The following is a 24,387-nucleotide window of genomic DNA, read 5'->3' as shown; positions in this document are numbered from 1 at the left end:
TGGCTTAGCGCACCTTCAACGTAGCGAGACCGATGAGCACCAGCACGACGCTGATGATCCAGAAACGGACGATGACCCGCGGCTCGGGCCAGCCCTTCAGTTCAAAATGGTGATGGATGGGCGCCATGCGGAAGATGCGTTTGCCGCGCAGCTTGAAGCTGCCCACCTGCAACATCACCGAGGCGGTCTCCATCACGAAGACGCCGCCCATCACCAGCAACACGATTTCCTGACGGACGATCAGCGCGACGCAACCGAGGGCGGCACCGATGGCCAGCGCGCCCACGTCGCCCATGAAGACCTGGGCCGGGTAGGTGTTGAACCAGAGGAAGCCGAGCCCCGCGCCCGCCAGCGCGCTGCAGAAGACCGCAAGCTCGCCGGCGCCCGGAATCGCCGGGATGCCGAGGTATTCGGAGAACAGCTTGTTACCGGCAAGGTAGGCAAAGATGCCCAGCGCGCCGGAGACCAGGACGCTCGGCATGATCGCCAGGCCGTCCAGACCGTCGGTGAGGTTCACCGCGTTGGAGAAGCCGACGATGATGAAGTAGCCGACCACCACGAAGAAAATGCCGAGCGGGATCGCCACCTGTTTGAACAGCGGCACGTAGAGCGCGATCTCCGCGGGCAGCTGGTGCGTGCGGTAAAGGAACACGGCGGCGCCGAGACCGAACACCGACTGCCAGAAATACTTCCAGCGGCTGGCGAGGCCACGGCTGTCCTTCAGGACCAGCTTGCGGTAGTCGTCGTAGAACCCGATGACGCCGAACAGGACCATCACCGCCAGCACGACCCATACGTAGCGGTTGGACAGATCCGCCCAAAGCACCGTGGCGATCCCCACGGCGAACAGGATCAGCAGACCGCCCATCGTCGGCGTACCGGCCTTCGCAAGATGCGTCTGCGGGCCGTCGCTGCGCACCACCTGCCCCGCCTTCAGCGCGGCAAGCTTGCGGATCAGCAACGGGCCGAGCAGCAGCGACACGGCCAGCGCGGTGAGCGCCGCCATGATCGCGCGGAACGTGATGTACTGGAAAAGATGCACGGAAGCGAAGTGCCGAGCCATCCATTCCGCCAGTTCAAGCAGCATCGGAGGCTCCTTCAGCGTATTTCTTCAAAGCCGCCACGACCCGGTCCATGCCGGAGGAACGTGACCCCTTCACGAGGCACGTGACGCCCTCATGGATTTGCGTGCAGGCTGCCTCGATAAGCGCTTCCTGCGTGGCGAAATGTTGTGCACCCGGACCGAACGCCTCGACCGCGGCGGCACTTTTCGGCCCCGTGGCCAGCAGCCGCTCGATACCGCGGCGGTGGGCGAGCTCGCCGATACCGGCATGCAGCTTCATGGCCTCGGGTCCGAGTTCGGCCATATCGCCCAGCACCAGCCAGCGCTCGCCCAGGGCGAGTGCCAGCGTGTCGATCGCCGCGGCGGCCGAGCCCGGATTCGCGTTGTAGCTGTCGTCGATCAGTGTCCAGCCACCCGGCATCGGTTCCAGGTTCAGACGGCCGGCGACAGGCGGCACCTGCTCCAGACCTTCGACGATCTTTTCGACGGGAACGTTGAGCGCCGTCGCGATCGCGGCGGCGGCCAGCGCGTTGGCCACGTTGTGACGGCCCGGCAACGGCAGGTGCACGTCGCCGTCGCCATGCGGCGTGGACAGGACGAAATGAGTGCCGTCAATGCGCTCTTCGACGATGTCGGCACCGATGTCCGCACGATGGTCGAGCGCGTAGCGCAGCACGCTGCGGCTGCCGGCCAGGTTCGTGAAGAAGCCGGCGAAGCGCTCGTCATCCGCGTTGATGATGGCGACGCCATCGGCCGGAAGCGACCGGTACAGCGCGCCCTTGGTTTCGGCGACGCCTTCGATCGTGCCCATGCGCTCAAGATGCGCGGGCGCGATGGAATTCACGAGACCGATATCGGGCCGTGCGATGGCAGCGAGGTAATCGATGTCGCCCGGCTTGCCCGCACCCATCTCGAGCACGGCGTACTCAGTGTCTTCCGGCATCGCCAGCAGCGTGAGCGGCATGCCGATCTCGTTATTGAAGTTACCGGCATTGACGTGGGTACGACCGTGACGCGACAGGATGGACGCGGTCAGCGTCTTCACCGTCGTCTTGCCATTGGACCCGGTGATACCGACGACACGCACATTGCCGCGTGCGCGAGCGGCGCTAGCGAGGTCGCCGAGGGCGGCCTGCGTATCGTCGACGATGACCTGCGGAATCGGCGCGTCGACCGGACGCGTCACCAGCGCGGCGACCGCACCTTTCGCCGCGGCCGCAGCGACGAAATCATGCGCATCGACGCGCTCGCCCGGCAGCGCCACGAACAGGTCGCCGGCCTTGAGGGTGCGCGTATCGATGGAAAAACCCGTCACCTCGACATCGGCGCCATGCAGGCGGCCGCGGGTCCAGAGGGCGACGGCGGACAGGCGCATCATGCGCGGGCTCCTTTCTTGCCGGAATCCATCGCCTCGCGGGCGACGGCGAGATCGTCGAACGGGCGTTTGCCGTCCGGACCTTCCTGATAGGTTTCGTGACCCTTGCCGGCGATCAGCACGACGTCGTCGGCCTTCGCGTCGGCGAGCGCCAGCGCGATAGCCTGCGCGCGGTCGCGCTCGACCATCACGGTCTCGGGGTGAATGAGGCCGGCGACGATCTGCGCGACGATGACGTCGCCGTCCTCGCTGCGGGGATTGTCGTCGGTCACGATGACCACGTCGGCCAGACGCTCGGCGATACCGGCCATGATCGGGCGCTTGCCCTGATCGCGGTCGCCACCGGCGCCGAAGACGCAGATCAGCTTGCCCTTGGTATGCGAGCGCAGCGCCAGCAACGCCTGCTTCAGCGCATCCGGCGTGTGCGAGTAGTCGACCACCACCAGCGGCTTGCGGCCGTCGCCACCGAGGCGGCTCATGCGGCCGTTGACCGGTTGCAGGGATTCCAGTGCGGCGTGGATGCGCTCGAACGGTTCGCCCAGCGCGCCCAGCACCGCCGCGACGGCGAGCAGGTTGGCCACATTGAAGCGGCCCAGCAGCGCGCTGCGCACGGTACGCATGCCCCACGGCGTATTGAGGTTGAACGACAGTCCCCGGGCCGAGGTCACCACGATATCCGCGCGGACTTCGGCGTCTTTCGGGGTGCTGTCGGTCGCCATCGAGGTGCGCAGCTTCGTCACGGACTCGGGCAGGCCCTTCGCCAGCCTCGCGCCGAACGGGTCGTCCACGTTGATCACCGCGGCGCCAAGACCGTCGAAGGCGAACAGACGGGCTTTCGCCGCGCCGTACGCTTCCATCGTGCCGTGGTAATCGAGGTGATCGCGGGTGAGATTGGTGAACACGGCGATGTCGAACGCAATGGCGTTGACCCGGCCCTGTTCCAGGGCGTGCGAGGAGACTTCCATCGCCACGTGCGTCGCGCCGGCGTCACGGAATTCGCCCAGCAGCGCCTGCATGCTGATGGCATCGGGCGTGGTGCGTTCGCCTTCCGCGATCGCACCGTGCAAGCCCGCGCCGAGGGTGCCGACGGTCGCGGCCTTACGGCCGAGGAACGTCAGCGCCTGAGCGATCAGCTGCACGGTCGAGGTCTTGCCGTTGGTGCCGGTCACACCGATGACCTCGAGCGCGGCGGATGCATCGCCGTGAAAACGCGCGGCGATCGGACCGGCCTTGTCGCGTAGCTTGTCGACCGCGACCACCGGTATGCCTGCGTCGACCGTGTCGAACGGCGTTTCAGCCAGAATCACGACGGCGCCCTGCTCGACGGCCTTTGCGGCGAAGTCGATGCCGTGACCCTTCGTGCCACGCAGCGCGACGAAGGCCTGACCTTCGACGATCTCGCGCGAGTCGAGTGAAAGGCCGGAAACGACGATTTCGCCGGCACCGGAGGCGTCGGCGAAACCGTCGAGCAGTTCGGCGAGGGTCAGGGTCACGGGACCACCTCTTCCGCCGCGCTGTCGTCCGCTTGCGGCGGTGGCGCGTTGGCCGTGCCGATCAGGCCACCCTGGCTCGGGCCGCCGACATACCAGCGACCGACGTTGTCGGGCGGAATGTCGAGCAGGCGCACCGCGCCTTCCATCACCTGAGCGAAGGCGGGGCCGGCGACGGAGCCACCGTAGTAATGACCACCCTGCGGATCGTTGATGACCACGACGGTGACCAGGCGGGGGTTACTCGCCGGAATCATGCCGACGAAGAGCGAGATGTAGTTCTTGGCGAAGTAGCCGCCGACGGAGAACTTGTGCGAGGTACCGGTCTTGCCGGCGACACTGTAATTGGCGACCGAGGCGAAGCCGTAGCCCGTACCGCCCGGCTGCAGCACCGTCTCGAGCATGCGGACGAGTTCGTGGGCGATGTCCGGGGTGATCACCTGGTTCGGCGGATTGTCCGCCCCCTTGATGAAGCTCGGCGCGCGAAGCGCACCGCCGTTGGCGATAGCCGCATAGCCGGTGGCCAGCTGCAGCGGCGTCACGCTGAGGTTGTAGCCATAGGCCATGCGCGACTTTTCGATCGGCTTCCACGTGCGGCTAACCGGCAGATAGCCCGCGGCTTCGCCCGGGAACCCGCTACCGGTGCTGTTGCCGATACCGAACGATTTCCACATCGAATAGAGGAAGTCGGTATCGAGCGTCATCGCGATCTTCGCGGCACCGACGTTCGACGACTTGGTGATCACACCGGTCGGGGTCAGCGTGCCCCAGTTATGGGTATCGCGTACCGGGTGGCCGCCCATCATCCAGGTGCCCGGCGAGGTCTCGATCAGCGGCGAGGTCGGCGTGTACTTGCCACTGGTCAGCGCCGCGGCCATGGTGAACGCCTTCATGGTCGAGCCCGGCTCGACCACGTCGGTGACGGCGCGGTTGCGGCGATCGTTGGGCGTGCTGCCGCGCACGGCGTTCGGGTTGAACGACGGCAGGTTGGCCATGCCGAGCACTTCGCCGGTGTGGACATCCATCACGACGATCGAGCCCGAGTCGGCCTTGTTCTTTTCCAGAGCGTCTTTCAGCGCGCTATAGGCGAGGTACTGAATGCGGCGATCGATCGACAGCGTGATGTCGCGACCCGGCTGCGGCTCGCGCACCAGCTCGACGTCTTCCACTACGTGGCCCATGCGGTCGCGGATCACGCGCTTGGCGCCCGGTTTGCCGGACAGCCATTCATCGAACGCCAGCTCGAGACCTTCCTGGCCGTGGTCGTCGATGTTGGTGAAGCCGAGGATGTGGCTGTTGACCGCACCCGACGGGTAATAGCGACGGTACTCGCGCTGCGACGAGATACCCGGGATCTTCAGATCGACGATCGCCTGCGCGTCTTCCGGACGCAGCTGACGCGCGATGTACATGAATTCCTTGTCCGCACGCTGCTCGATCTTCTGCTTCAGGTCATCGGCGTCGACGTGCAGGGCCTTGGCCAGTTCAGGGATGCGGTCGGCGTTCTCGAGCACCTCGGGCGGGTTGGCCCAGATCGAGGCGACCGGGGTCGACACGGCCAGCGGCTCTCCGTTCCGATCGAAAATCGTGCCGCGGGACACGGCGATGGGCATTTCCCGCAGGAAGCGCGCGTCACCCTGGTCCTGATAGAACTGCTTGCGCACCACCTGCAGGTCGAACGCGCGCACGACCAGACCCGACGCGGCGACACAGAGCAGCGCCACGACGACGGTCATGCGCTTGCGCGGGCTCGGGCCCTGACCGCGACGGCGGCTGGGCACGACGGGCTTGCCGTAGCGCGCCTTCATCGGCGCACCAGCTGGATGTCCTGCGGCTTCGGCGTGAACATGCCGAGCTTGCCGCGGGCGTCCGCATCGATGCGGCTGGGTTCGGCGTAGGTGGCCTGCTCGAGTTCGAGCCGACCGTATTCCACGCCAAGGTCATCCTTCTGGGTCTGCAGACGGGACAGTTCGACGAAGAGCACGCGGCTCTCGTGGCGCGTCCACACCACCCCGATCGCGCTGGCGATGACCGCTAGCAGCAGGATCGAGAGGCAGATCGCGCCGAAGACCTTCATGCGAGCTTCTCCGCGACGCGCAGCACGGCGGAGCGCGAACGCGGGTTCGCGGCGACCTCGGCGTCGGACGGAAAAATCGCCTTGCCCACCGGCTTGAGGCGGGCCAGCTTCGCTGCCGCGGGCGGTCCGCGACGACTGCCCTGCACGCGACCTTCGTGGGCACGAATGAACTGCTTCACCGTGCGATCTTCCAGCGAATGGAAGCTGATCACGGCGAGGCGGCCGCCCACGTTGAGCAGGTCGAGCGCGGCGTCCAGGCCACGCTCGACGGATTCGAGTTCCGCGTTCACGCGGATGCGCAGCGCCTGAAACGTGCGCGTGGCGGGGTTCTTGCCTGGCTCGCGGCGACCGACGCAACCGGCGACGAGGTCGGCCAGCTCCGCGGTGCGGGTGATCGGCGCGGTCACGCGGCGCTCGACGATGGTCCTGGCGATGCGGCGGCTGAAGCGCTCTTCGCCGAAGCGCCAGAGCACGTCGGCGATCTCGGCTTCGTCGGCGTCGGCCAGGAACTCGGCGGCACTGATACCGCGCGTGGTGTCCATGCGCATGTCGAGCGGCGCGTCGGCCATGAAACTGAAGCCGCGGCTGCGATCGTCCAGCTGCGGCGAGGACACGCCGAGATCGAGCAGGATACCGTCGAGGCCGCCTTCGAGCGCGGGCCACTCACCCATCGTGGCGAAGTTGTCGTGGCGCAGGGTGACACGCGGGTCGGTGGCGAGACCGGCTTCGGCGACGGCGATGGCCGAGGGATCGCGATCCATGAGGAACAGGCGGCCTTCATCCGAGAGACGGGCAAGGATCGCCGAGGCATGACCCCCACGACCGAACGTCCCATCCAGATAGCGCCCGTTCTCGCGCAAGGCGAGGCCCTCCACCGCTTCGTCGAGCATCACCGGGATGTGTACATCGACCCCCGCCATCGCCACATCCCGCTCCCGTTTCACCAGCACCTCGAATTAGTTCGTCGTCACAACTGCAGTTCCGCCATGTCGTCGCTGATGTCGTCCTCGCCGATGGTCTGGCGGATCTTCGCGAGGTGGGCCTGTTCGCTCCAAAGCTCGAACTTGTTGCCCATTCCCAGCAGGATGGCTTTTTTCTCCAGTCCGGCCGCCGCGCGTTGGCTCGATGGAAGGAGGATGCGGGCCGCTCCGTCGGGCTCGACGATGGCCGCGGCACCCACCAGTTTCATCTGCAATGCGCGATGGACGGCCTTGACGCTGGGGAGCGCATTGACCTGGTCGCGCACCTTCTCCCACTCCGCGTACGGAAAGATCCAGAGGCAACCGGTATCGAAAGGGTTGTAAGCGATCACCAGACGGTTCGCGCAGGCGTCGGCCACCAGATCCCGATACGAGGTCGGGATCGTCAGACGACCCTTGTCGTCAATCGTGATGGCTGTCTCACCTTGGAACATTGTCTGCAGTCCGCCCCACCGAATCCCACGATTTCACACTGGGTCCCACGATAGTCTCGGGCCCTGAGACTGTCAAGGAAATTTTTCTTGTGAATCAAGGAGAAAGCTCACGTTCATCACCAATTCCAGCCGTTTCTGAGGAAGGGGCGGGAGGTGGTTGAATCGTTGAGGTTTTTTGCGAATGAGTCCGGGATTTCAGACGTCTGCGAAATGTGAAATCGGAGGTGGGGCTGAACTCACGTTCACCGAACTCGCCGTCGACGTCCGTGACGAGGTCGCAAAGACAGGTGGGAGCGACATTCGTCGCTCCCACACCGCTCAAGAAGAGAAGGAGTCGGCCTGTAAGCCGGGTTCTGTGCGTCTTGCGACGTGACAGTCATTCTTCTCGGCCTGGCGTCACCGCCAGGCTCCAGCAACCTACCCGGGGACGACGCGGGCAACGTCATAGTCCCCTTATTTGGTCTTGCTCCGGGTGGGGTTTACCGTGCCATGCGACGTTGTCCCCGCACGCGGTGCGCTCTTACCGCACCCTTTCACCCTTACCTGATCCCCTTGCGGGGCCATCGGCGGTCTGCTCTCTGTTGCACTGGCCGTCAGCTCACGCTGCCCAGGGGTTACCTGGCACCCTGCCCTATGGAGCCCGGACTTTCCTCGATACGCCCGAAGGCGCGACGCGACTGTCCGGCCGACTCCACTTCCGATTATAGCCGGAACGGGACGGTTACAATGTCCGGCCCTGCTCACCGGATGCACCGATGTCCCAGCCCCGTCCCGGTACGCTTCATGTCGTCGCCACCCCGATCGGTCATCGCGACGACATCAGCGCGCGCGCCATCGAAACGCTGCGCCGGGCCAGGGTCATCGCCGCCGAGGACACCCGCCACACCCGGCCGCTGCTGCAGCACCTCAATATCGATACGCCACTGGTCGCGCTGCACGACCACAATGAGCGCACGGCAGTGGATGGCCTGGTGGAGCGCATGCGCGGCGGCGACGATGTCGCCCTGGTCTCGGATGCCGGGACGCCGCTGATCAGCGATCCGGGGTTCCGTCTTGTGCGTGCCGCCCGCATCGCCGGCCTCCGGGTCAGTCCGGTCCCGGGCCCCAGCGCGGTCATCGCCGCCTTGTCGGTCGCCGGCCTGCCCAGCGACCGCTTTGTCTTCGAGGGATTTCTCTCCGCGAAAGCGGGCGCCCGCCGCTCGCGCCTGGCGGAACTGGCCGGCGAATCGCGCACGCTGATCTTCTATGAGTCGTCGCACCGCATCGTCGAGTCGCTCGAAGACATGCGCGAAGCGTTCGGCGCGGATCGCGAGGCCGTGGTGGCCCGGGAGCTGACCAAGATGTTCGAGACCGTGCTGGGTGACCCGCTCTCGGCGCTGGTCGAGCGCGTGTCAGCCGATCCCAACCAGCAGAAGGGCGAGTTCGTGGTGATGGTCGCCGGGCGGGAAGCCGGCGAGGACGAACGCCTCAGCGAGGGACTTCGCGTGTTTGCGATCCTCAAGGACGAACTGCCTCCGGCCAGGGCGGCGAAGCTGGCGGCCGCGATCACCGGCGCCCCGCGCAAGGCCCTCTACGGCGCCTGACCGGACGCGCCTCACGCCGGCCTCGCGAAACGATGGGCTATGATCCGAGCGTTTCAGCGCCGGAGGGCGCCGACGTGCCTATCAAGGAATTATTTGCGATGCGACCGATCCGTGCCTCGACCCTTGGCCTCCTGCTCAGCGCCGGCCTCGCCGGCTGCGTGACCCAGGGCGGCGTCCAGCAACACACGACCGCGCCCACCGGCGAGGCGACGCAGGCGGCGCAGGCCCTTTACATCAAGGGACAGTTCGATCAGGCCGCGCAGGCTTACCTCGCGCTGGCTGCGCAGGACAGCGATCACCGCGACTATTACAAGCTGCTGGCCGCCGAGTCGTACCGTCAGGAAGGCGCCCTCGATCGCGCCGCACCGATCGTCACGGACATCCGCCGTTCCCGTCTCGAGGGCGAAGACTCGCTGCGCTTCGATGCGTTACGCGCGGAGATCGCACTGAAGAACAACGATCCGACGACTGCGCTGTCGCTGACCGGCAAGCCGTCGTCGCACGTCTCGCCACAGGTCTCGCAACGCCTGGCCGAATTGCGCGCGCGGGCTCAGGCCGCGTCGAACGATCCGTGGAGCGCGGCGCAGACCCGTGTCGAGCTCGACGGCCAGCTGCACGGCATCGACCGGGAACAGAACCGCCAGCAGATCCTCACCCTGCTCACCGGCCTCGGTACCCAGCCCCTCGCCGAGCGTGCCGCGGCATTGCCGGCGAACGATCCGATGAAACCCTGGGTGTCGGAGGCGCAGTCCCAGCTCGGCAGCGTCGACCGCTCACCGGCGGTGCTCGACCAGGCCGTCGGTACGGTCAGTGGCGACAAGGGCGTACGCGAAGGCTATAAGGTGCCGACCAAGGTCGCGCTGCTGCTGCCCCTCAGTGGCCCGCTCGCCGGTGCGGGCGCCGCCATCCGCGACGGCTTCTTTACCAATTACGTCGATGCGAGCCGCACGGGTGCGACGCGTCCGGACGTCGCGGTCTACGATTCGGGCAACGATGCGGCGCATGCCGTCGCCGCCTACGACAAGGCGGTCGCCGAGGGCGCTCGCTTCGTCGTCGGCCCGCTCAATCGCGAAGGCGTGTCGGCCATCTTCGCCAAGGGCGCCCTGCCCGCACCGATGCTCACGCTGAACTACCCGAGCGACAACAAGAACCTGCCGCCGTCGGGTGCCAACGAGTTCGGCCTGCTGCCTGAAACCGAGGGCGCGCAGGTAGCCGACCACATGGCCGACCGCGGCATGAAGACCGCTACGTCGATCGTCTCCACCGACGATTTCGCACGCCGCGCCGGCAACGCCTTCCGCGCCGAGTGGCAGGCGCGTGGCGGCACCCTGGCCGGCCAGATCACGCTGGACTCCGGCAGCATCGATTTCGCGTCGCAGTTGTCCGAACCGGTTGGCCAGGATCCGGCCACCAGCGGCGTCTTCATCAGCATGAAACCGCAGCAGGCGCGTCTGCTGATCCCGCAGCTGCGTCTGGCGAAGAACAACCTGCCCGTCTTCGCGACCTCGCACGTGTACGGCGGCAGCGACGACCCCGCCGCCGATCGCGACCTGGAAGGCGTGGAGTTCTGCGACGCGCCGTGGCTGTTCGACGCCCAGCCGGGCCTCGCCCGTCGCAGCGAACTGAATGCGGCCGTGCCCGCGACGCGCGGTGTCACCGCCCGCCTGTTCGCCTTCGGCATGGATGCCTGGGGACTGGTGCCCTACATCGACTGGATGCGTGGTCATCCGGGCAGCTACCTGCCCGGCGCGACCGGCCAGCTGGTCGCGGATGAGTTCGGTCGCGTCCGTCGCGTACTCATCTGGGCGCGCTTCGCCGACGGCGTTGCCCGCCCGGTCGCGGGTAGCCTCGAACTCGAAGCGCCGGCCACGGCCCCGAACGTCGAAAGCGGCGGGGGCTGATCCCCACCGGCGCGAACAGGGAGGTTCGCGTGACCACGACGAAGAAGACCACCGAGCGCCGCGCCACCGGAGATCGTTTCGAAGGCGCGGCGTTGTCGTTTCTGCGGGAGCGCGGACTACGGCTGGTCCGCTCCAACTTTCTCTGCCGTCACGGCGAGATCGACCTCGTCATGCGCGACGGCGAGACCCTCGTTTTCGTCGAGGTGCGCTATCGGCGCAGCGCCGCCTTCGGCGGCGCCGTCGGTTCGGTGACGGCAGCCAAGCGGCGCAAGCTGATCAGCGCCGCACACCTCTGGCTCGCCTGGCATCCGCACGATGCCCGCAGGCCATGCCGGTTCGACGTGCTGGCCTTCGAGGGCGACGGGATCGAGTGGATTCCGAACGCCTTCGAGCTTTGACGCATCGCTGACCGGACCGGCCTCAGGCCGTCACGCGGAACGCCTCACGCCCCATCGTCGCCAGCTCCGCCACCGAGTCGATCGTCATATCCGGCGGCGTCTCCTCGAGATCCGCACCGGCCGCGGCCGCGTAATGCCCCTGCCTGACGAACACCGTGGTGACCTTGTCGCCCAGCAGCTTCTTGAGCGCCACAAGGATGCGCGGCTTGTCGTCCACCATCACGTAGTGGTCCGCCGGATAGCGCCGCTGCATGTCGTCGAGCATCTCTTCTTTGTGGATGTAGATCAGCACGTCCTCGCGGAACGCTTCCCACAATCCCGCGCGGCGGATCTTGCGCGGCTGAAACACGGTGTCGCCGTCGGACATGATCACCGGGCGACCGATCGTTCGCAGGTGATCGATCGCCTCGAGCACGCCGGGAAAACGACGTGCTTCGAAGGGGTAGTCGAGCAGGAAGAACGACAGATCCATATAGGCCATGTCGCTGTCCTGTCCGCGCAGGCGCTGCAGCGCACCGAGGTAGTCCGCGTAACCGACCTGCTTGCGGATCTCCTTGTCGATCGCGTTGTAACGATCGCGGCCTTCGGCCCCGAGACGTTCTTCGAGGCGCGCGGCGAGATCCGCGCCGAAACGGTCGTTGTCGATCAGGGTGTTATCGACGTCGAAGAGGAAGACGAGGGAATCGTGGGTGGACACGGTGGATCCTTGCACGGGTACGTTGTCCGCTATATGGGGACGGTCATTGTGATGCGAAGGCCGGGCCGTGCGATTGGCCTGGTGTGCTTTTGCGGGAACGGTAGCGCAAGCCAGGCCCTCAGGCCCGACGCGGCGGCACCAGCGAAAGTTTTTTCGCTCCCGAGGCTTTGTGCGGCGCCAGCAAACGCTCGATCTCGTCAGGCGGCAGCGGGCGCGAGTAGAGGAAGCCCTGCCCTTCCTGGCACCCCGCGCGCAGCAGGAACTCGTGCTGGGCTTCGGTCTCGATGCCCTCGGCGATCGTGTGCAGGTCGAGGCTGCGCGCGATCGCCACCATGGCTTCGGTAATCGCCACATCGTTGCCGTTGGCCGGCAGGCCGGTGACGAACGAGCGGTCGATCTTCAGATAGGCGACCGCCGGCAGCTTGAGGTAGGCCAGCGACGAATACCCCGTGCCGAAATCGTCGATCGCCACGCCGACGCCAAGGCTGTGCAGCGACTGCATGGAACGCTCGGTGTCTTCGCCCAGCCGCAGAATCGCGCTCTCGGTCAGTTCGATGAGCAGGCGCTGGGGCGCGATTCCCGTCTCGAGGAGCGCCTGGCTCACACCGGGCAGGAAGTCCGGATGGCCGAAGGAACTTGCCGACACATTGACCGCCATGCGCAGCGGCGGCAGTTTCGCGTCGTCCCAGTGCTTCAGCTGCGCGCACGCGGTTTCCAGCACCCACTGATCGATCTGCCGGATCAGGCCGAGGCTCTCGGCGATCGGGATGAATTCGTCCGGCGGCACGTTGCCGCGTTCCGGATGGCGCCAGCGGATCAGCGCTTCGACGGCCACGATACGGCCGGTCTTCATCTCGACACTGGGCTGGAAGGCCAGTGTGAACTCCTTGCGGACCAGTGCCTGGCGTAGCTCGGAAGCCAGCTTGAGCCGGCGCCGCGCGTCCGCGTGCATCTTGGGCGTGTAGAGCCGCAAGGCATTGCGCTCTTCGGTCTTGGCCACGTACATCGCGGCGTCGGCGTTGGCGATCAGGGTGACCGCGTCGTTGCCGTCCAGCGGATAGCCGGCGATGCCGATGCTCGCGCTGACGAACAGCTCGTAGTCGCCCAGATCGAAGGGCTTGGCCAGCGCCGCCAGCACGGCCTCGGCGACGGCGAGCGCCTCCTCGCGCGAACGCAGGTCGGCGATCAGCACCGTGAATTCGTCGCCGCCGATGCGACCGGCCACGTCATGCGGCGCCAGCTGGGCGCGAATGCGCTCGGCCACGCGCATCAGCAGCGCGTCGCCGGTCGCATGACTGTAGCTGTCGTTGATGACCTTGAAGGCATCGAGGTCGACGAACAGTACGGCGACCGCACCGCGTTCGTGGGCGGCGCGGGTGATGGCCTCCGCGCAGCGGCGCTCGAACTCGGAGCGGGTGACCAGGCCGGTCAGCGGATCGTGGGTCGCCATGTGCTGCAGACGCTGCCGGTCGGCCTTGCGTGCCGTGATATCGGAGACCACGGCCACGTAGTGCTGCGGCCGGCCTTCGCTGTCGCGGATGGTGCTGATGCTCATCAGCTCCGGATACGTCGTGCCGTCCGCACGGCGGCTTTCCACCTCGCCCAGCCAGTTGTCGCCGGCGTCGATGTCGTCCCACAGGGTCTGCGGCAACGGCCTGCCGTCGGGCAACGTACGGGTGGCATCGAAGCGCGTGCGTCGCAGCGTCTGCACCGGTATGCCGGTGAGCTTGGTGTGCGCGGCGTTCGCCGAGGTCACGCGGCGATCGGCGTCGGCGATGATGACGCCCTCGGCGATGCTGGCCAGCGCTTCGGAAGCGATCCTGCGCTCCTGCTCCATCGCCACGCGGTCGGAGATATCACGCACGATGGCCTGAGAAACCCGGCGTGAGCCCCAGACCACAAGGCTGCTCTGGGTCTCCACGGGACGCACGCTGCCGTCGCCGTTGCGCAGCGTACCGGCGCCGGCATGGGGTGAGACATCGACGAACAGGCTGGCCAGCTGGATGCCGATCAGTTCGCCCGACGGGCGTCCCGCCCACGCGGCGGCGCGGTGGTTGGCGTCGAGGATCCTGCCGGTTTCCTCGTCCACCATGAAAATGGCATCGGCGGCGCTGTCGAACAGGAGGCTGTAGCGCTCCTCCGTGCCGCGGATGCCGACGAGGATGCGCTGGGCCATGCGCAGCCACAGCAGCGAAGCCAGCGTGGCCACGGCCAGCACGGTGAAGAACAACACCCTGCCGAGCCAGGAGGCGCCGTTGGCGATATAGAGGGAGAACGCCTTGGTGCGCGGCTCGACGTAAGTGTTGAGCGCAGCGATACGGCCGCGCTCCTCGTCGAGCAGGGACGGGGACGGTGTGCCCGACGCGTAGGCACGCTCGAGGCGACCGGCGATCTCGTCGATTTCGGCAAGACTGGCGTCCACCGAACGCCACTCGGCGATCGCTTCGCGGACGTAGGGCATGCCGTCGAAGTAGCGAAAGATGAAGACCATGCCGGGAATGGCCTCGGGGATGACCCCACCGCGGGCAAACCCGTCTTCGACGACGGCCTGTTCGTAGCGGCGGCTGGCGATGGCGTCGCGGGAACTGCGGTCGGCCATCAGGACGGCGAAATTTCGCCGGTAAGCGGCCAGATCGTCGGGGCGGCCATGCGCCGCGTACCCGTCGAGGTCGATTACCGCCTGTTTCTGAGCCTTTGCCCAAAGACTCTCGCCGTTGAGAAAACCGGCGAGAGTCACCTGGGTCTGCAGGGCAACCCACGTCAATGCGAGAACGAGGCCCACGACCGCGACGAGCGCATAGGCCAGGGGCCTGAGGCGTCTCGACAACGGTTGTGGGTGAATGGTCTCAACGCGACGCATCGCTTCCTCGGATCTCGTACTTACGTGATATTGCGCCAGAAGATGCCCAACATGCGAGTTACGCGGCAACCTCGTTCAACGTGCGGACGAGAGCCGGGGCGTCCATGCACCGGTCGAGCGTGATGCTCATGCCGATATAGCTGCGACGGACACATTCCTTGATGTGCTCGATCTGATCCACCGGTGGATTGGTGCCCAGGATGGTGCAGACGATTTCGAGCGCCTCCCACGGATGGGTATCGTCATACGCAGCGTGAAGCTGAAGCCAACGCAGGCCGGCTTTGCGGCCCGAAATCGGCAGGCTTTCCGCATAGGCCTGGCTGTCATAGATAATCTGCGACCAGTCGCCGGTCGCCCCCTCCACCGCATAGTTGGTCGCGGCGATGCTGGCGGCCAGCGAGTCGTCGCGGCTGACCTCTTCGCACCAGTTGGCCAGCGCCTGACTGCCCTTCGGGGGTTCCGCCGTCAGGACGTCCTCGCGGGACACGCCCGCCGACTCCGCCCAGTTCAGCCAGTACTCGGCGTGGTTCTGTTCCACGCGGATGTTCCGCACCAGCCAGCGACGGGCGAGATCGTCGCCCGGGCTGCGGCCGTAGCGGGTCTTCAGCAGGCTGTGCGACATGTACCCCGGGAAGCGCTCGATGACCGGCCAGACACCGATCATGAAGTTGCGCGTGGTCACCGGGTCGAGCGTGGCCGTCTTCATCGCATCCCACATGGGATGGCTGACGATCTGCCGCCGCGCATCCTCACAGGACGACACCATGTCCTGTGCCCAGAGCGGATAGCTGGCGATGTCGGTCTGCGAGCCGGTGAGTTCGAAACGTGCGTTCATATAGATCTCCCTAAAGATCTGCTGCCAATTGAAGGTCCGGGCGAGCCCGGGCGACCCGCGGCCCACCCATGCCGACCCCGTTGCGGGGCCGGACAGTCATTAGGGCATATCCCCCGGCAGCCTTCGTGGGGCGTGACGCCACGGCCACGCCTAGTCCATCGGTCATGGACACAAGTGATGGCGCGGGGGCTATCGTGGCCTCCCCTCTTCAATGGACGCGCCCCATGGCTACGATTCACCGGATTCTTGCGACCGCGATTTCCTGCGGACTCGCCTCGTCGGCGGCCCTGGCGGCCGATCCGTCAGGCATCGACCTGAAAGGCATCGATCACACGGTACAGCCCGGTGACGACTTCGACGGATATGCCAGCGGCGCGTGGAAGAAAACCGCGGTCATTCCCGCCGACCGCGCCAGCACGGGTGTGTTCCTCGAAGTTTTCCAGAAGGCCGAGAAGCGCAATGCGGAACTGATCAAGGCCGCGGGCGAAGGCAGCCCCGCCGCTGGCAGCAACCAGCGGCTGATCGCCGACTACTACAAGGCCTACATGGACGAGGCGGCGATCGAGAAAGCCGGCCTGGCGCCTTTGCAGCCCGCGCTCGGTGCGATCGACGCCATCGGGGACAAAGCCGCCCTGTCGACGGCGCTGGGCGCGCAGTTGCGCGCGGACGTCGACCCGATCAACGCGACAAACCTCGACACCGGCCATCTGCTCGGCCTGTTCGTCGCACAGGGCCTCGAGGATCCTTCGAAGAACATGCCGTACCTGCTGCAGGGCGGACTGGGCATGCCCAACCGCGATTACTACCTCAAGAATGACAAGGACATGGTGGACGCGCGCGCGAAGTACGCCGCGTACGTCGAAGCGCTGCTGCGGCAGGCCGGCACGCCCGATGCCGCCGGCAAGGCGAAAGCCATCGTCGCACTGGAAACGAAGATCGCACAGGCCCAGGAATCCATCGTCGACAGCGAGGACATCCACAAGGCGAACAATCCCTGGCCGCGCAGCGCGTTCGCGTCCCGGGCGCCAGGTATCGACTGGGACGCCTATTTCAAGGCGGCCGGCCTCGACGACCAGCCGACCTTCATCGTCTGGCAGCCGGCCACCGTGACGAAGTTCGCGGCGTTGGTCGCCAGTGAACCGCTGGACACGTGGAAGGCGTGGCTGCGCTTCCACACCATCAACGAAAATGCCTCCGGCCTGTTGCCGAAAGCCTATGACGACCTCGCCTTCGGCTTCTACGGCAAGGTGCTGACCGGCACACCGAAACAGCGGGACCGCTGGAAGCGGGGCGTGGGCCGGGTCAATGTCGATCTCGGCGACGCCGTGGGTCAGGTCTACGTCAAACGCTATTTCCCCGCTTCCTCGCGTGCCGAGGTCGAGGACATGGTGAAGAACATCCTGAAGGCGTTCGATGCCCGCGTGGATACGCTGGAATGGATGTCGCCGGCCACACGACAAAAGGCCAAGGCCAAGATCGCGACGATCAAGGTCGGCGTCGGCTACCCCGATACCTGGCGCGATTATTCGAAGCTGGAGATTCGTCCCGACGACGCGCTGGGCAACCATCAGCGCGCGACGCTGGCGGAGTACCGCCATCAGGTCGCCAAGCTGCACCAACCGGTGGATCGTGCCGAGTGGTGGATGACCCCGCAGACGGTCAACGCGGTCAACCTGCCGTTGCAGAACTCGCTGAACTTCCCGGCCGCCATTCTCGAAGCCCCGTTCTTCGATCCGAAGGCCGACCCCGCGTCCAATTACGGTTCGATCGGCGCCGTGATCGGTCACGAGATCAGCCACAGTTTCGACAACACCGGCGCCGAGTTCGACGCACAGGGACGCCTGACCAACTGGTGGACCGATGCCGACCAGAAGCATTTCAAGGATGCCGGTCAGCGCCTCGTCGAGCAGTTCAACCAGTACGAACCGCTGCCGGGCCTGCATATCAACGGCCAGCAGACGCTGGGTGAGAACATCGCCGACCTTTCAGGCCTGACCATTGCCTATGCGGCATACAAGGAAAGCCTGGGTGGTAAACCCGCACCGGTCATCGACGGCCTCAGCGGCGACCAGCGATTCTTCCTGGCCTTCGCGCAGTCGTGGCGGACCAAGACCCGTGACGCGGCGCTTCGTGCCCAGGTGATCGGCGACGGTCATGCGCCGGGTGAGTTCCGTGCACAGACGGTGCGTAACCTCGATCCCTGGTACGACGCGTTCCAGCCGAAACCGGGGCAGAAGCTGTATCTGGACCCGAAGCAGCGGGTGAAGATCTGGTAAGGCGATAAGGCTCGCCGGATCCGTCAAGGCAAACGACGAATCCGGCGCTCCAGGGCACCCAGCGCTCCGTCGATCGTCAACGCCAGTGCCCCCACCAGCAGCGCGCCCTGGATCACATACGCGGTGTTGTTGCCCACCAGCCCCTCCACCACCGGCGAACCCAGCGTCGTCGCACCGACCGCCGACCCGATCGTCGCCGTGCCCACACCGACAATGGCCGAGAGACGCACGCCACCCATGATCGGGCCCGCGGCGAGCGGCAACTCCACTTCCCATAAGCGGCGCCAGCGTCCGTAGCCCATGCCGTCCGCCGCATGCAGCGCCGCGGACGGCACGTTGTCGAGCCCCGCGATCGTCTGGCCCAGCACCGGAAGGACCCCGTACAGCGCCAGCGCAAGCAGGGTCGGCGCGGCGCCGAAGCCGAGCAAGGGGACGGCGATGGCCAGCACGGCCACGGGTGGAAACGTCTGCCCGATCACGGCTACCGCGCGCACCGTCGGCAACAGTGAGCGCCCGCCGGGACGTGTCGCCAGCACTCCGAGTGACAGGCCCACGGCGACCGCCACCAGGGTAGCGACGAACACCAGCGAAAGATGTGCGGCCGTCAACGTGAGGAACGAGGTGCGCGTGTATAGGGGGTGGCTCAGCGCCGGCCACCCGGCATGGAAAACGGGCGCGGAAAACGGCAGCACCAGCAGTAAGGCCAGCAGCGCCACGGCGGGAAGGATCGCTCTCACGGCCGCGGCGCCACCAGATCGACGAGGCGAATGACGCCGAAGGGCCGCCCATGCTCTTCCACCGGTAAGCGGTCGCGCCCCTGCGCGAGCATCGACGCCAGTGCGTCCTGCAACGAGGCGGCGATATCGAGTGCATCACCGTCGGCCTGCTCGCCGGGACGCGCGCTTTCGCGCACCGAACGCACGGCCAGTTCGCGCAGGCGGGTGCGCGTACCGCCCACGAATTCGTGCACGCGTTGGTCGGCGGGCTCGCGGATGAGCTGGAGCGGTGTGCCGACCTGCGCGATCTTGCCGTCGAGCATCAGCGCCACGCGATCGCCAAGGCTGAAGGCCTCGTCCATATCGTGGGTGACGAACAGGATCGTCGTACCGCTGTCGCGCTGAATGGTCTTGAGACTTTGCTGCAGCGACTCGCGCGTCAGCGGATCGAGTGCGCCGAACGGTTCGTCCATCAGCACGATGCGCGGCCGCGCCGCCAACGCGCGCGCCACGCCGACACGTTGCTGCTGTCCGCCGGATAACGTGGCCGGACAGCGATCCGCGATTCCGGGCTCGTCGAGTCGCAACAGGTCGATCAGCTCGGCCACGCGCGCACGGATCGCCGCGTCGGCCCATCCGAGGAGACGCGGCACCGTGGCGATGTTCTCGGCCACCGTACGATGTGGAAACAGACCGACCGACTGAATCGCGTAGCCGATCCCCCGACGCAGGGCCTCGACGTCGCGCGTCGCCACGTCTTCACCGTCGACGTGCACGGTGCCGCGATCGACCGGTTCGAGCCGGTTGACCGTGCGCAGCAGCGTGGACTTGCCCGATCCCGACGGACCGACCAGGACGAAGAATTCGCCATCCTCGATGCGCAGGGAGAGGTCATCGATGACGACGTGATCGCCGTAACGTTTGTGGACGCGATCGAACTCGATCATGCGGGAGTCTCCGTCAACGCGAGCAGACACTGAAAAAGAACATCGGCCGCCAGTGCAAGACCGATGATCGCGAGCGTACCGAGCAACACCATGTCCGAGGCACCCTGGCCGATGCCGAGGAAGACGAAACGGCCCAGGCCGCCCGCGCCGATGAGCGCGGCCACCGCCGCGAGCCCAATGGTCTGCACCGCGACGATGCGCAGGCCGGCGAGCAGTACGGGCCAGCCCAGCGGCAACTGCACGCGCGCCAGCACCTGCCAGCGGCTCATGCCAAGGCCATGCGCGGCCTCCAGCGCCTCTGGTGCCACCGCGTCGAGTCCGGCGACCGTGTAGCGGACCACGGGAAGCAGCGCATACAGAACGAGAGCGAAGACGGCGGGCGCCGCGCCCGTACCGCCGAAGCCGATCGCACCCAGCGCCGGCCATGCGTTCGCCAGCCACGCGAAGGGACCGATCAACAACGCGAACAGCGCCAGCGAAGGCACGGTCTGCAGGAAGGTCAGCAACCCGACCAGTGCGCCGCCTCCGCGCTTCGCGCGCCAGGCCCATCCTCCGAGCGGCGCACCGATCAGCAAGGCGACGGCCAGCGTGACGACGGCGATCGCGACATGGGTAAGCAAGGCATCGGCGAACGGGGCGCGTTGCGCAGCGTACTCACGGACAAGCGCGAGACCGTCGAGTGCGCCGGCGGCCGCCATGATCGCGATGGCGACCAGCGCAGCGAACCACGCGACGACCTGTACCACGCGACGCGCAGGCCGCAACCGATCCAGCAGTAGCAGCGCGGCCGCCAGCCACGCCAACCAGAAGCCGGCACCGAGCTGGACGCGTGTGCTCGCCGCGGCGCGCATCAGCCACGCGTGGGCATCGATGCCCGCTAACAGCGGAAGCCCCGTCATCGCCAGCCAGGCGAGTAGGCCGACTACGATCCGCCGGCCCGGCCACCGTACGATCGCGCCGGCCAGCGCGATGCCCCAGATCGCCGCCAGCACCCATGCATGCGGACTGTACGCGTGGCCGCTGAGAAGCCGATTCGGCGCGATGCGCAGGAAAGCGCCGAAGAGCGTCGCGAGAAGACCGAAAGCGGTCAGGACGATCACCGGAAGCGGGGAGTCGTCGGCGACACGCCGTGCGTCCTTCGGAAGTCCACCTTGGCTCAAGGCAGCATCCCCTGCTTGCGAAGGTAATCCGCGGCGACGACGGAAGCGTCCTCCCCATCGATCTGCGTGCGTGCGTTGAGCTGGCGAAGTACGTCCACGGTGAGCGGCCTGAACGCCGCTTCGAGCGACCCGCGCATGCCCGGGTAACGACGCAGCACGGCGTCGCGCACCACGGCGGCCGGCTGGTAAACCATCTCGACGTGCTTCGGGTCGTCGAGCACCACCAGCCCCGTCACCGCGAGCGCGCCGTCGGTCGAATACACCATGGTGGCGTTGACGCCGGAGGTGCCCTCGGCCGCCGCCTTGATCGTCGCCGACGTATCGCCGCCCGCAAGCACCAGCAGCTGATCGCCGCGCAGCGCGAATCCGTAAGCGGACTGAAAGGCGGGCAGCGCCGCGTCGCTTTCGACGAACTCGGCCGAGCCTGCCAGGTAGACGTCGCCACCCGCACGCACCCAGCGTGAAAAATCGTCCAGCGTACGCAGTCGGTGCCGCCGGGCGATATCGGGACGGACGCCTATCGCCCAGTGGTTGTCCGCGGGGGCGGGACGCAACCAGACCAGATGGTTGGCCGCTCCATCGAGCGAGGCGGCCAGCGCCCAAGCCTTGTCCGCATCGCGAAACGCCGGATCGCTTTCCCTGTGGAAGAAAAAGGCGGCGTTACCCGTGTATTCCGGATAGACGTCCAGATCGCCGTTGATGAGTGCCCTGCGCACGATGGACGTCGGACCCAGCTGCGTGCGATCGACGACGGGGATGCCCGCGTGCTTCAGCACCTGCAGCACGATCTGGCCCAGCAGGGCGCCCTCATTGTCCGCCTTGGAGCCCACCCGCACCGCGTCCTCTGCCCGCGCGGCACACGCGAAAGCGGCGAGAACGACGAGCAGGAGGCAGAGACGGCGACGCAAGCTCAGCGCCCGAGCACGTCGACGAAGCCGCGCTTGAGCGCTTCGTCGATGGGCGTGGCGTTGACGCTTTCAGGGAGCGCGATGAATCGTGCCTCGAAGGCGCGCACGCCGTCCATGAAACGGTCGCCCCGGCCTGCGTCGCCCCCCTGATCGACGGCGTAGGCGAGTACGCGCGCCGCCTGCCCCGCGAGGTCGACCTCGTCGGGAAGCGCGGAGATATCGCCCCAGACCTGCTTGAGATAAAGCACGGCCTCTTCCGCGCGCCGCATGCGATGCAGCAGTCCTGGTGGCGGCGTGTGCTCGGGCAGGAAACGCGCGACGACATCGTGAGCCTCGTCCATGCTCACCGGGCCGAGATCGACGCGAATGCACAGCCATGCGGTATCGAACAACCATGTACCGGGCTTCGGCTCCGCGCTATAAGGCAGTGCCTCGCCGTTGACCTCGACGCTCTCAGGAATCCCGGCATCGAGGAACTGGACGATGTAGGAGCGCATCGCGTGCTTGCCATCGAAGGTTCCCTCACTGCGATCGATGTGCACGCGATGAGCACGGTCGCCCCGTCGGCTGCGCACGCGGATGCGGGAGCATTCACCTCGCTGATAGCCCTGGCTCTCGCCGTCGTCGTCGTAGAGTTCCGTCGTGCCTTCGTCGCCCGGAAAGACCTGAAGAATGAGTTCGTCGGGTACGTTGGCCAGATCCCGCATGCCTTCCGGATAAAGCGGTACCACGCTGCCCGGGCGCACGAAGATGGGTATCTCCTCGAGCGTGTAAGAGCGTTCCAGCACCCGTCCTCCTTCGAACGACTCCGCGCCATCGCGGCTGTACCACACACCGGGCGGCAGCCAGACCGGGAACGACGCCGTGCCGTCATCACCGACCGGCACGGTCACCGGGGCGACCAGAAGGTCGTTACCGAACATGTACTGCGACGGATACGCGTAGGCTTCGTCGCATTCGGGCCAGTGGTAGTACATCGGCCGCACGATGGACAGGCCCGTATCGTAAGCGTGTCGCGCGGCAGCGTAGATATACGGCGCGAGCTGATAACGCAGGCGGATCGCCGCGAAGATCGCGTCCCCGTAAGGTGGCCCGAAATGCCAGGGCTCCTTGTGCAGACTGGCTTCCTTCGCGGAGTGCGTACGCAACACGGGGCTGAAGACGCCCAGCTGCATCCAGCGCGCGTACAACTCCGGCTCCAGATGCCGCTCCGGACGCGGGATGTGCTTGTGGAAGGTATGCCCACCGATGTCGTGGCTCCAGTAGCCATACAACACGTTGGACGCCATCGCCGTGAAGTGCGGCTGGTACGCCAGCGACGTCCATGAGATCACGCTGTCGCCGGAAAAACCGATCGGATAGCGATGGTTACCGAGCCCGCCCCAGCGGTGATAGATCAGGCCGCGACGATCGCCCTGACGCTGCATCTCGGTAAAGAACGCATGGTTGAGCCACCACGTGTTCGACAGCCCCGGATGCGCCTTCGACTCCGGCCACTGCTGCCAGTCGAGCCACCAGAAGTCGACGCCCTCGCGCTCCAGCGGGCCCAGCACGGTATCGAACAGGGCGCGCATGTAGGTGCGGGAGGTGCCCTCGAACGGGATGGGCGCCCGGGTCGAGGTATCCCAGGACAGAGCCTTGGCCATCGCCTCGTATTTTTCTTCGTGCGGCAGCACGCCCGAAGCCGGATGCAGGTTGAGCGTTATGCGGAGCTTCTGTCCACGCGCCCAGCGCATGAAGGCCGCCGGATCGGGAAACAGACTGCGATTGAAGGTATAGCCGGTCCAGCCCGACGGCTCACCGAAAACGTCCTTGTGCTCGTGACCGGGACGCAGTGACAGCCCCGGGGTCGTATGCCAGTCCATGTCCAGCACGAGCACGTCGAGCGGGATGCGCTCCTTCACGAAGCGGGCGCCGAGAATGCGCAGTTCCTGATCGGAATAATTCCAGTAGCGCGACCACCAGTAGCCGAAGACGAACCGCGGTGGCATCGGTTGCGGACCGGCGATGGCCGCGAAATCGGCCAGGGCCGCCGGGTAGTCGTGCCCGTAGCCGAAGAAGTAGAGGTCCTGGCGGTCGCCGCACGGACGCCCGGTCACCCAGCCCTCGTCATCGATGCCGAAACCGTCGGTATCGTCGACCACATGCCAGCCGTCGCGCGCGATCAGCCCTTCTTCCAGCGGCAGCTTGCTGCCGTCCTGCCAGGTGTCGCCGTCGTAGCGGTCGAGTGTGCGGAAGGTTCCGCCGAGGTTGGCCTGCTGGACATCGCCGGGACGCCATTCGACCTCGTCGCCCGGTTTACGCCGGACGCGGATCCGGAGGTTGCCGGGGACGAAGCGGCCGCTGTCTTTCTCGTAATGCAGCTGCAGCCGGTCCGTTTCGATCTGGATGGCCACGTCGTCTTCGACGATCTGGAACGGCGGCGCGTCGAGCGCGCGGTGGACGACCACCTGGGTCCGTCCATCGCGAAACCGGCGGTCGGCACTCCATTCCATACGGATCAGGCGCGGCGTGAGGACCGTAAAGCGGACCTCGCCACGCTCGATGATGGCCTCGGGACGCGCCGCGGCGCCGCCCTCGGGTCGGCTGTCTGACTTCGCTTCCATGGGTGGGTGCACCCCTTGTCGAACCGGAGGTGGACCATTATGACGCGTCGCGGCATGGAACCGGTGAAAGCATGCGATTGA

At 66.5% G+C, this 24,387-nt stretch carries 19 protein-coding genes and 1 other RNA gene; 4 read left to right on the top strand and 16 right to left on the bottom strand.

Annotated features, from left to right (window positions below; genetic code table 11):
- Positions 1 to 4: 4 nt before the first annotated feature.
- The 8 genes from mraY to rnpB all read right to left on the bottom strand — a co-directional run bounded on the left by mraY (position 5) and on the right by rnpB (position 8,112).
- Positions 5 to 1,087: a phospho-N-acetylmuramoyl-pentapeptide-transferase gene (gene mraY, locus B5X73_RS02880; RefSeq protein ID WP_036110460.1), complete on the bottom strand. Its 1,083-nt coding sequence runs from the start codon at positions 1,085 to 1,087 to the stop codon at positions 5 to 7.
- Positions 1,077 to 2,441 (bottom strand): UDP-N-acetylmuramoyl-tripeptide--D-alanyl-D-alanine ligase, encoded by a 1,365-nt coding sequence (gene murF / locus B5X73_RS02875; protein ID WP_079520496.1) that lies wholly within the window; start codon positions 2,439 to 2,441, stop codon positions 1,077 to 1,079. Before murF ends, mraY begins: the two co-directional genes overlap by 11 nt.
- On the bottom strand, positions 2,438 to 3,931 hold the full coding sequence (locus tag B5X73_RS02870) for a UDP-N-acetylmuramoyl-L-alanyl-D-glutamate--2,6-diaminopimelate ligase (protein ID WP_079520495.1): 1,494 nt from the start codon (positions 3,929 to 3,931) through the stop codon (positions 2,438 to 2,440). Before B5X73_RS02870 ends, murF begins: the two co-directional genes overlap by 4 nt.
- Positions 3,928 to 5,736, bottom strand: coding sequence for a peptidoglycan D,D-transpeptidase FtsI family protein (locus tag B5X73_RS02865; RefSeq protein ID WP_079520494.1), 1,809 nt, complete (start codon positions 5,734 to 5,736; stop codon positions 3,928 to 3,930). Before B5X73_RS02865 ends, B5X73_RS02870 begins: the two co-directional genes overlap by 4 nt.
- Positions 5,733 to 6,005 (bottom strand): cell division protein FtsL, encoded by a 273-nt coding sequence (gene ftsL, locus B5X73_RS02860; RefSeq protein ID WP_079520493.1) that lies wholly within the window; start codon positions 6,003 to 6,005, stop codon positions 5,733 to 5,735. Before ftsL ends, B5X73_RS02865 begins: the two co-directional genes overlap by 4 nt.
- Positions 6,002 to 6,925, bottom strand: a complete 924-nt coding sequence (gene rsmH, locus B5X73_RS02855) for a 16S rRNA (cytosine(1402)-N(4))-methyltransferase RsmH (RefSeq protein WP_043695785.1) — start codon at positions 6,923 to 6,925, stop codon at positions 6,002 to 6,004. Before rsmH ends, ftsL begins: the two co-directional genes overlap by 4 nt.
- 47 nt (positions 6,926 to 6,972) lie before the next feature.
- On the bottom strand, positions 6,973 to 7,419 hold the full coding sequence (mraZ, locus tag B5X73_RS02850) for a division/cell wall cluster transcriptional repressor MraZ (protein ID WP_036110446.1): 447 nt from the start codon (positions 7,417 to 7,419) through the stop codon (positions 6,973 to 6,975).
- A gap of 326 nt (positions 7,420 to 7,745) precedes the next feature.
- Positions 7,746 to 8,112: RNase P RNA component class A (gene rnpB, locus B5X73_RS02845), an RNA gene on the bottom strand.
- Between the two features lie 62 nt (positions 8,113 to 8,174).
- Between rnpB and rsmI the strand changes: the two genes are divergently transcribed.
- The 3 genes from rsmI to B5X73_RS02830 all read left to right on the top strand — a co-directional run bounded on the left by rsmI (position 8,175) and on the right by B5X73_RS02830 (position 11,301).
- Positions 8,175 to 9,002, top strand: a complete 828-nt coding sequence (rsmI, locus tag B5X73_RS02840; protein WP_079520492.1) for a 16S rRNA (cytidine(1402)-2'-O)-methyltransferase — start codon at positions 8,175 to 8,177, stop codon at positions 9,000 to 9,002.
- 98 nt (positions 9,003 to 9,100) lie between these two features.
- Entirely contained in the window at positions 9,101 to 10,903 is a 1,803-nt protein-coding gene (locus tag B5X73_RS02835; RefSeq protein WP_079520491.1) for a penicillin-binding protein activator, read from the top strand.
- A gap of 29 nt (positions 10,904 to 10,932) precedes the next feature.
- Positions 10,933 to 11,301 carry a YraN family protein gene (locus B5X73_RS02830; protein ID WP_036110437.1) on the top strand — a complete coding sequence of 123 codons (369 nt, stop codon included), beginning with the start codon at positions 10,933 to 10,935 and terminating at the stop codon, positions 11,299 to 11,301.
- 22 nt (positions 11,302 to 11,323) lie between these two features.
- On the opposite strand, the gene B5X73_RS02825 is transcribed toward B5X73_RS02830, so the two are convergent.
- From B5X73_RS02825 to B5X73_RS02815, 3 genes are all read right to left on the bottom strand, one after another.
- Positions 11,324 to 11,998 carry an HAD family hydrolase gene (locus tag B5X73_RS02825; protein ID WP_139382636.1) on the bottom strand — a complete coding sequence of 225 codons (675 nt, stop codon included), beginning with the start codon at positions 11,996 to 11,998 and terminating at the stop codon, positions 11,324 to 11,326.
- Positions 11,999 to 12,116: 118 nt separating this feature from the next.
- Positions 12,117 to 14,858, bottom strand: coding sequence for a putative bifunctional diguanylate cyclase/phosphodiesterase (locus B5X73_RS02820; RefSeq protein WP_079520489.1), 2,742 nt, complete (start codon positions 14,856 to 14,858; stop codon positions 12,117 to 12,119).
- A 58-nt stretch (positions 14,859 to 14,916) separates the two neighbouring features.
- Entirely contained in the window at positions 14,917 to 15,693 is a 777-nt protein-coding gene (locus B5X73_RS02815; protein ID WP_043695798.1) for an iron-containing redox enzyme family protein, read from the bottom strand.
- 224 nt (positions 15,694 to 15,917) lie between these two features.
- Here B5X73_RS02815 and B5X73_RS02810 point away from each other — a divergent pair, with 224 nt between their 5' ends.
- Positions 15,918 to 17,969 (top strand): M13 family metallopeptidase, encoded by a 2,052-nt coding sequence (locus B5X73_RS02810; RefSeq protein WP_079520488.1) that lies wholly within the window; start codon positions 15,918 to 15,920, stop codon positions 17,967 to 17,969.
- A 23-nt stretch (positions 17,970 to 17,992) separates the two neighbouring features.
- On the opposite strand, the gene B5X73_RS02805 is transcribed toward B5X73_RS02810, so the two are convergent.
- From B5X73_RS02805 to B5X73_RS02785, 5 genes are read right to left on the bottom strand one after another with little or no spacing between them, the layout of a single operon-like run.
- Positions 17,993 to 18,706: an ABC transporter permease gene (locus B5X73_RS02805; RefSeq protein WP_079520487.1), complete on the bottom strand. Its 714-nt coding sequence runs from the start codon at positions 18,704 to 18,706 to the stop codon at positions 17,993 to 17,995.
- Positions 18,703 to 19,632 (bottom strand): ABC transporter ATP-binding protein, encoded by a 930-nt coding sequence (locus tag B5X73_RS02800; RefSeq protein ID WP_079520486.1) that lies wholly within the window; start codon positions 19,630 to 19,632, stop codon positions 18,703 to 18,705. Before B5X73_RS02800 ends, B5X73_RS02805 begins: the two co-directional genes overlap by 4 nt.
- Positions 19,629 to 20,792 (bottom strand): ABC transporter permease, encoded by a 1,164-nt coding sequence (locus B5X73_RS02795; RefSeq protein ID WP_079520485.1) that lies wholly within the window; start codon positions 20,790 to 20,792, stop codon positions 19,629 to 19,631. The genes B5X73_RS02800 and B5X73_RS02795 overlap by 4 nt, the downstream gene beginning before the upstream one ends.
- Complete coding sequence (locus tag B5X73_RS02790; protein ID WP_254857208.1) at positions 20,789 to 21,700, bottom strand: glycine betaine ABC transporter substrate-binding protein; 912 nt, start codon at positions 21,698 to 21,700, stop codon at positions 20,789 to 20,791. The genes B5X73_RS02795 and B5X73_RS02790 overlap by 4 nt, the downstream gene beginning before the upstream one ends.
- 2 nt (positions 21,701 to 21,702) lie before the next feature.
- On the bottom strand, positions 21,703 to 24,306 hold the full coding sequence (locus B5X73_RS02785) for a glycoside hydrolase family 31 protein (protein WP_079520483.1): 2,604 nt from the start codon (positions 24,304 to 24,306) through the stop codon (positions 21,703 to 21,705).
- Positions 24,307 to 24,387: the final 81 nt, after the last annotated feature.

This window comes from Luteibacter sp. 22Crub2.1 (assembly GCF_900167995.1).
Classification (GTDB): Bacteria; Pseudomonadota; Gammaproteobacteria; order Xanthomonadales; family Rhodanobacteraceae; genus Luteibacter; species Luteibacter mycovicinus.
The sequence above is the reverse complement of the archived record's forward strand: the minus strand, read 5'-3'. Positions and strand labels throughout refer to the sequence as shown.

Bases quoted from the DNA above. Each gene is read 5' to 3' on its own strand.
- mraY (WP_036110460.1), bottom strand. From the start codon at position 1,087: ATGCTGCTTGAACTGGCGGAATGGATGGCTCGGCACTTCGCTTCCGTG.
- murF (WP_079520496.1), bottom strand. From the start codon at position 2,441: ATGATGCGCCTGTCCGCCGTCGCCCTCTGGACCCGCGGCCGCCTGCAT.
- B5X73_RS02865 (WP_079520494.1), bottom strand. From the start codon at position 5,736: ATGAAGGCGCGCTACGGCAAGCCCGTCGTGCCCAGCCGCCGTCGCGGT.
- ftsL (WP_079520493.1), bottom strand. From the start codon at position 6,005: ATGAAGGTCTTCGGCGCGATCTGCCTCTCGATCCTGCTGCTAGCGGTC.
- rsmH (WP_043695785.1), bottom strand. From the start codon at position 6,925: ATGGCGGGGGTCGATGTACACATCCCGGTGATGCTCGACGAAGCGGTG.
- mraZ (WP_036110446.1), bottom strand. From the start codon at position 7,419: ATGTTCCAAGGTGAGACAGCCATCACGATTGACGACAAGGGTCGTCTG.
- rsmI (WP_079520492.1), top strand. From the start codon at position 8,175: ATGTCCCAGCCCCGTCCCGGTACGCTTCATGTCGTCGCCACCCCGATC.
- B5X73_RS02835 (WP_079520491.1), top strand. From the start codon at position 9,101: ATGCGACCGATCCGTGCCTCGACCCTTGGCCTCCTGCTCAGCGCCGGC.
- B5X73_RS02820 (WP_079520489.1), bottom strand. From the start codon at position 14,858: ATGCGTCGCGTTGAGACCATTCACCCACAACCGTTGTCGAGACGCCTC.
- B5X73_RS02815 (WP_043695798.1), bottom strand. From the start codon at position 15,693: ATGAACGCACGTTTCGAACTCACCGGCTCGCAGACCGACATCGCCAGC.
- B5X73_RS02810 (WP_079520488.1), top strand. From the start codon at position 15,918: ATGGCTACGATTCACCGGATTCTTGCGACCGCGATTTCCTGCGGACTC.
- B5X73_RS02800 (WP_079520486.1), bottom strand. From the start codon at position 19,632: ATGATCGAGTTCGATCGCGTCCACAAACGTTACGGCGATCACGTCGTC.
- B5X73_RS02785 (WP_079520483.1), bottom strand. From the start codon at position 24,306: ATGGAAGCGAAGTCAGACAGCCGACCCGAGGGCGGCGCCGCGGCGCGT.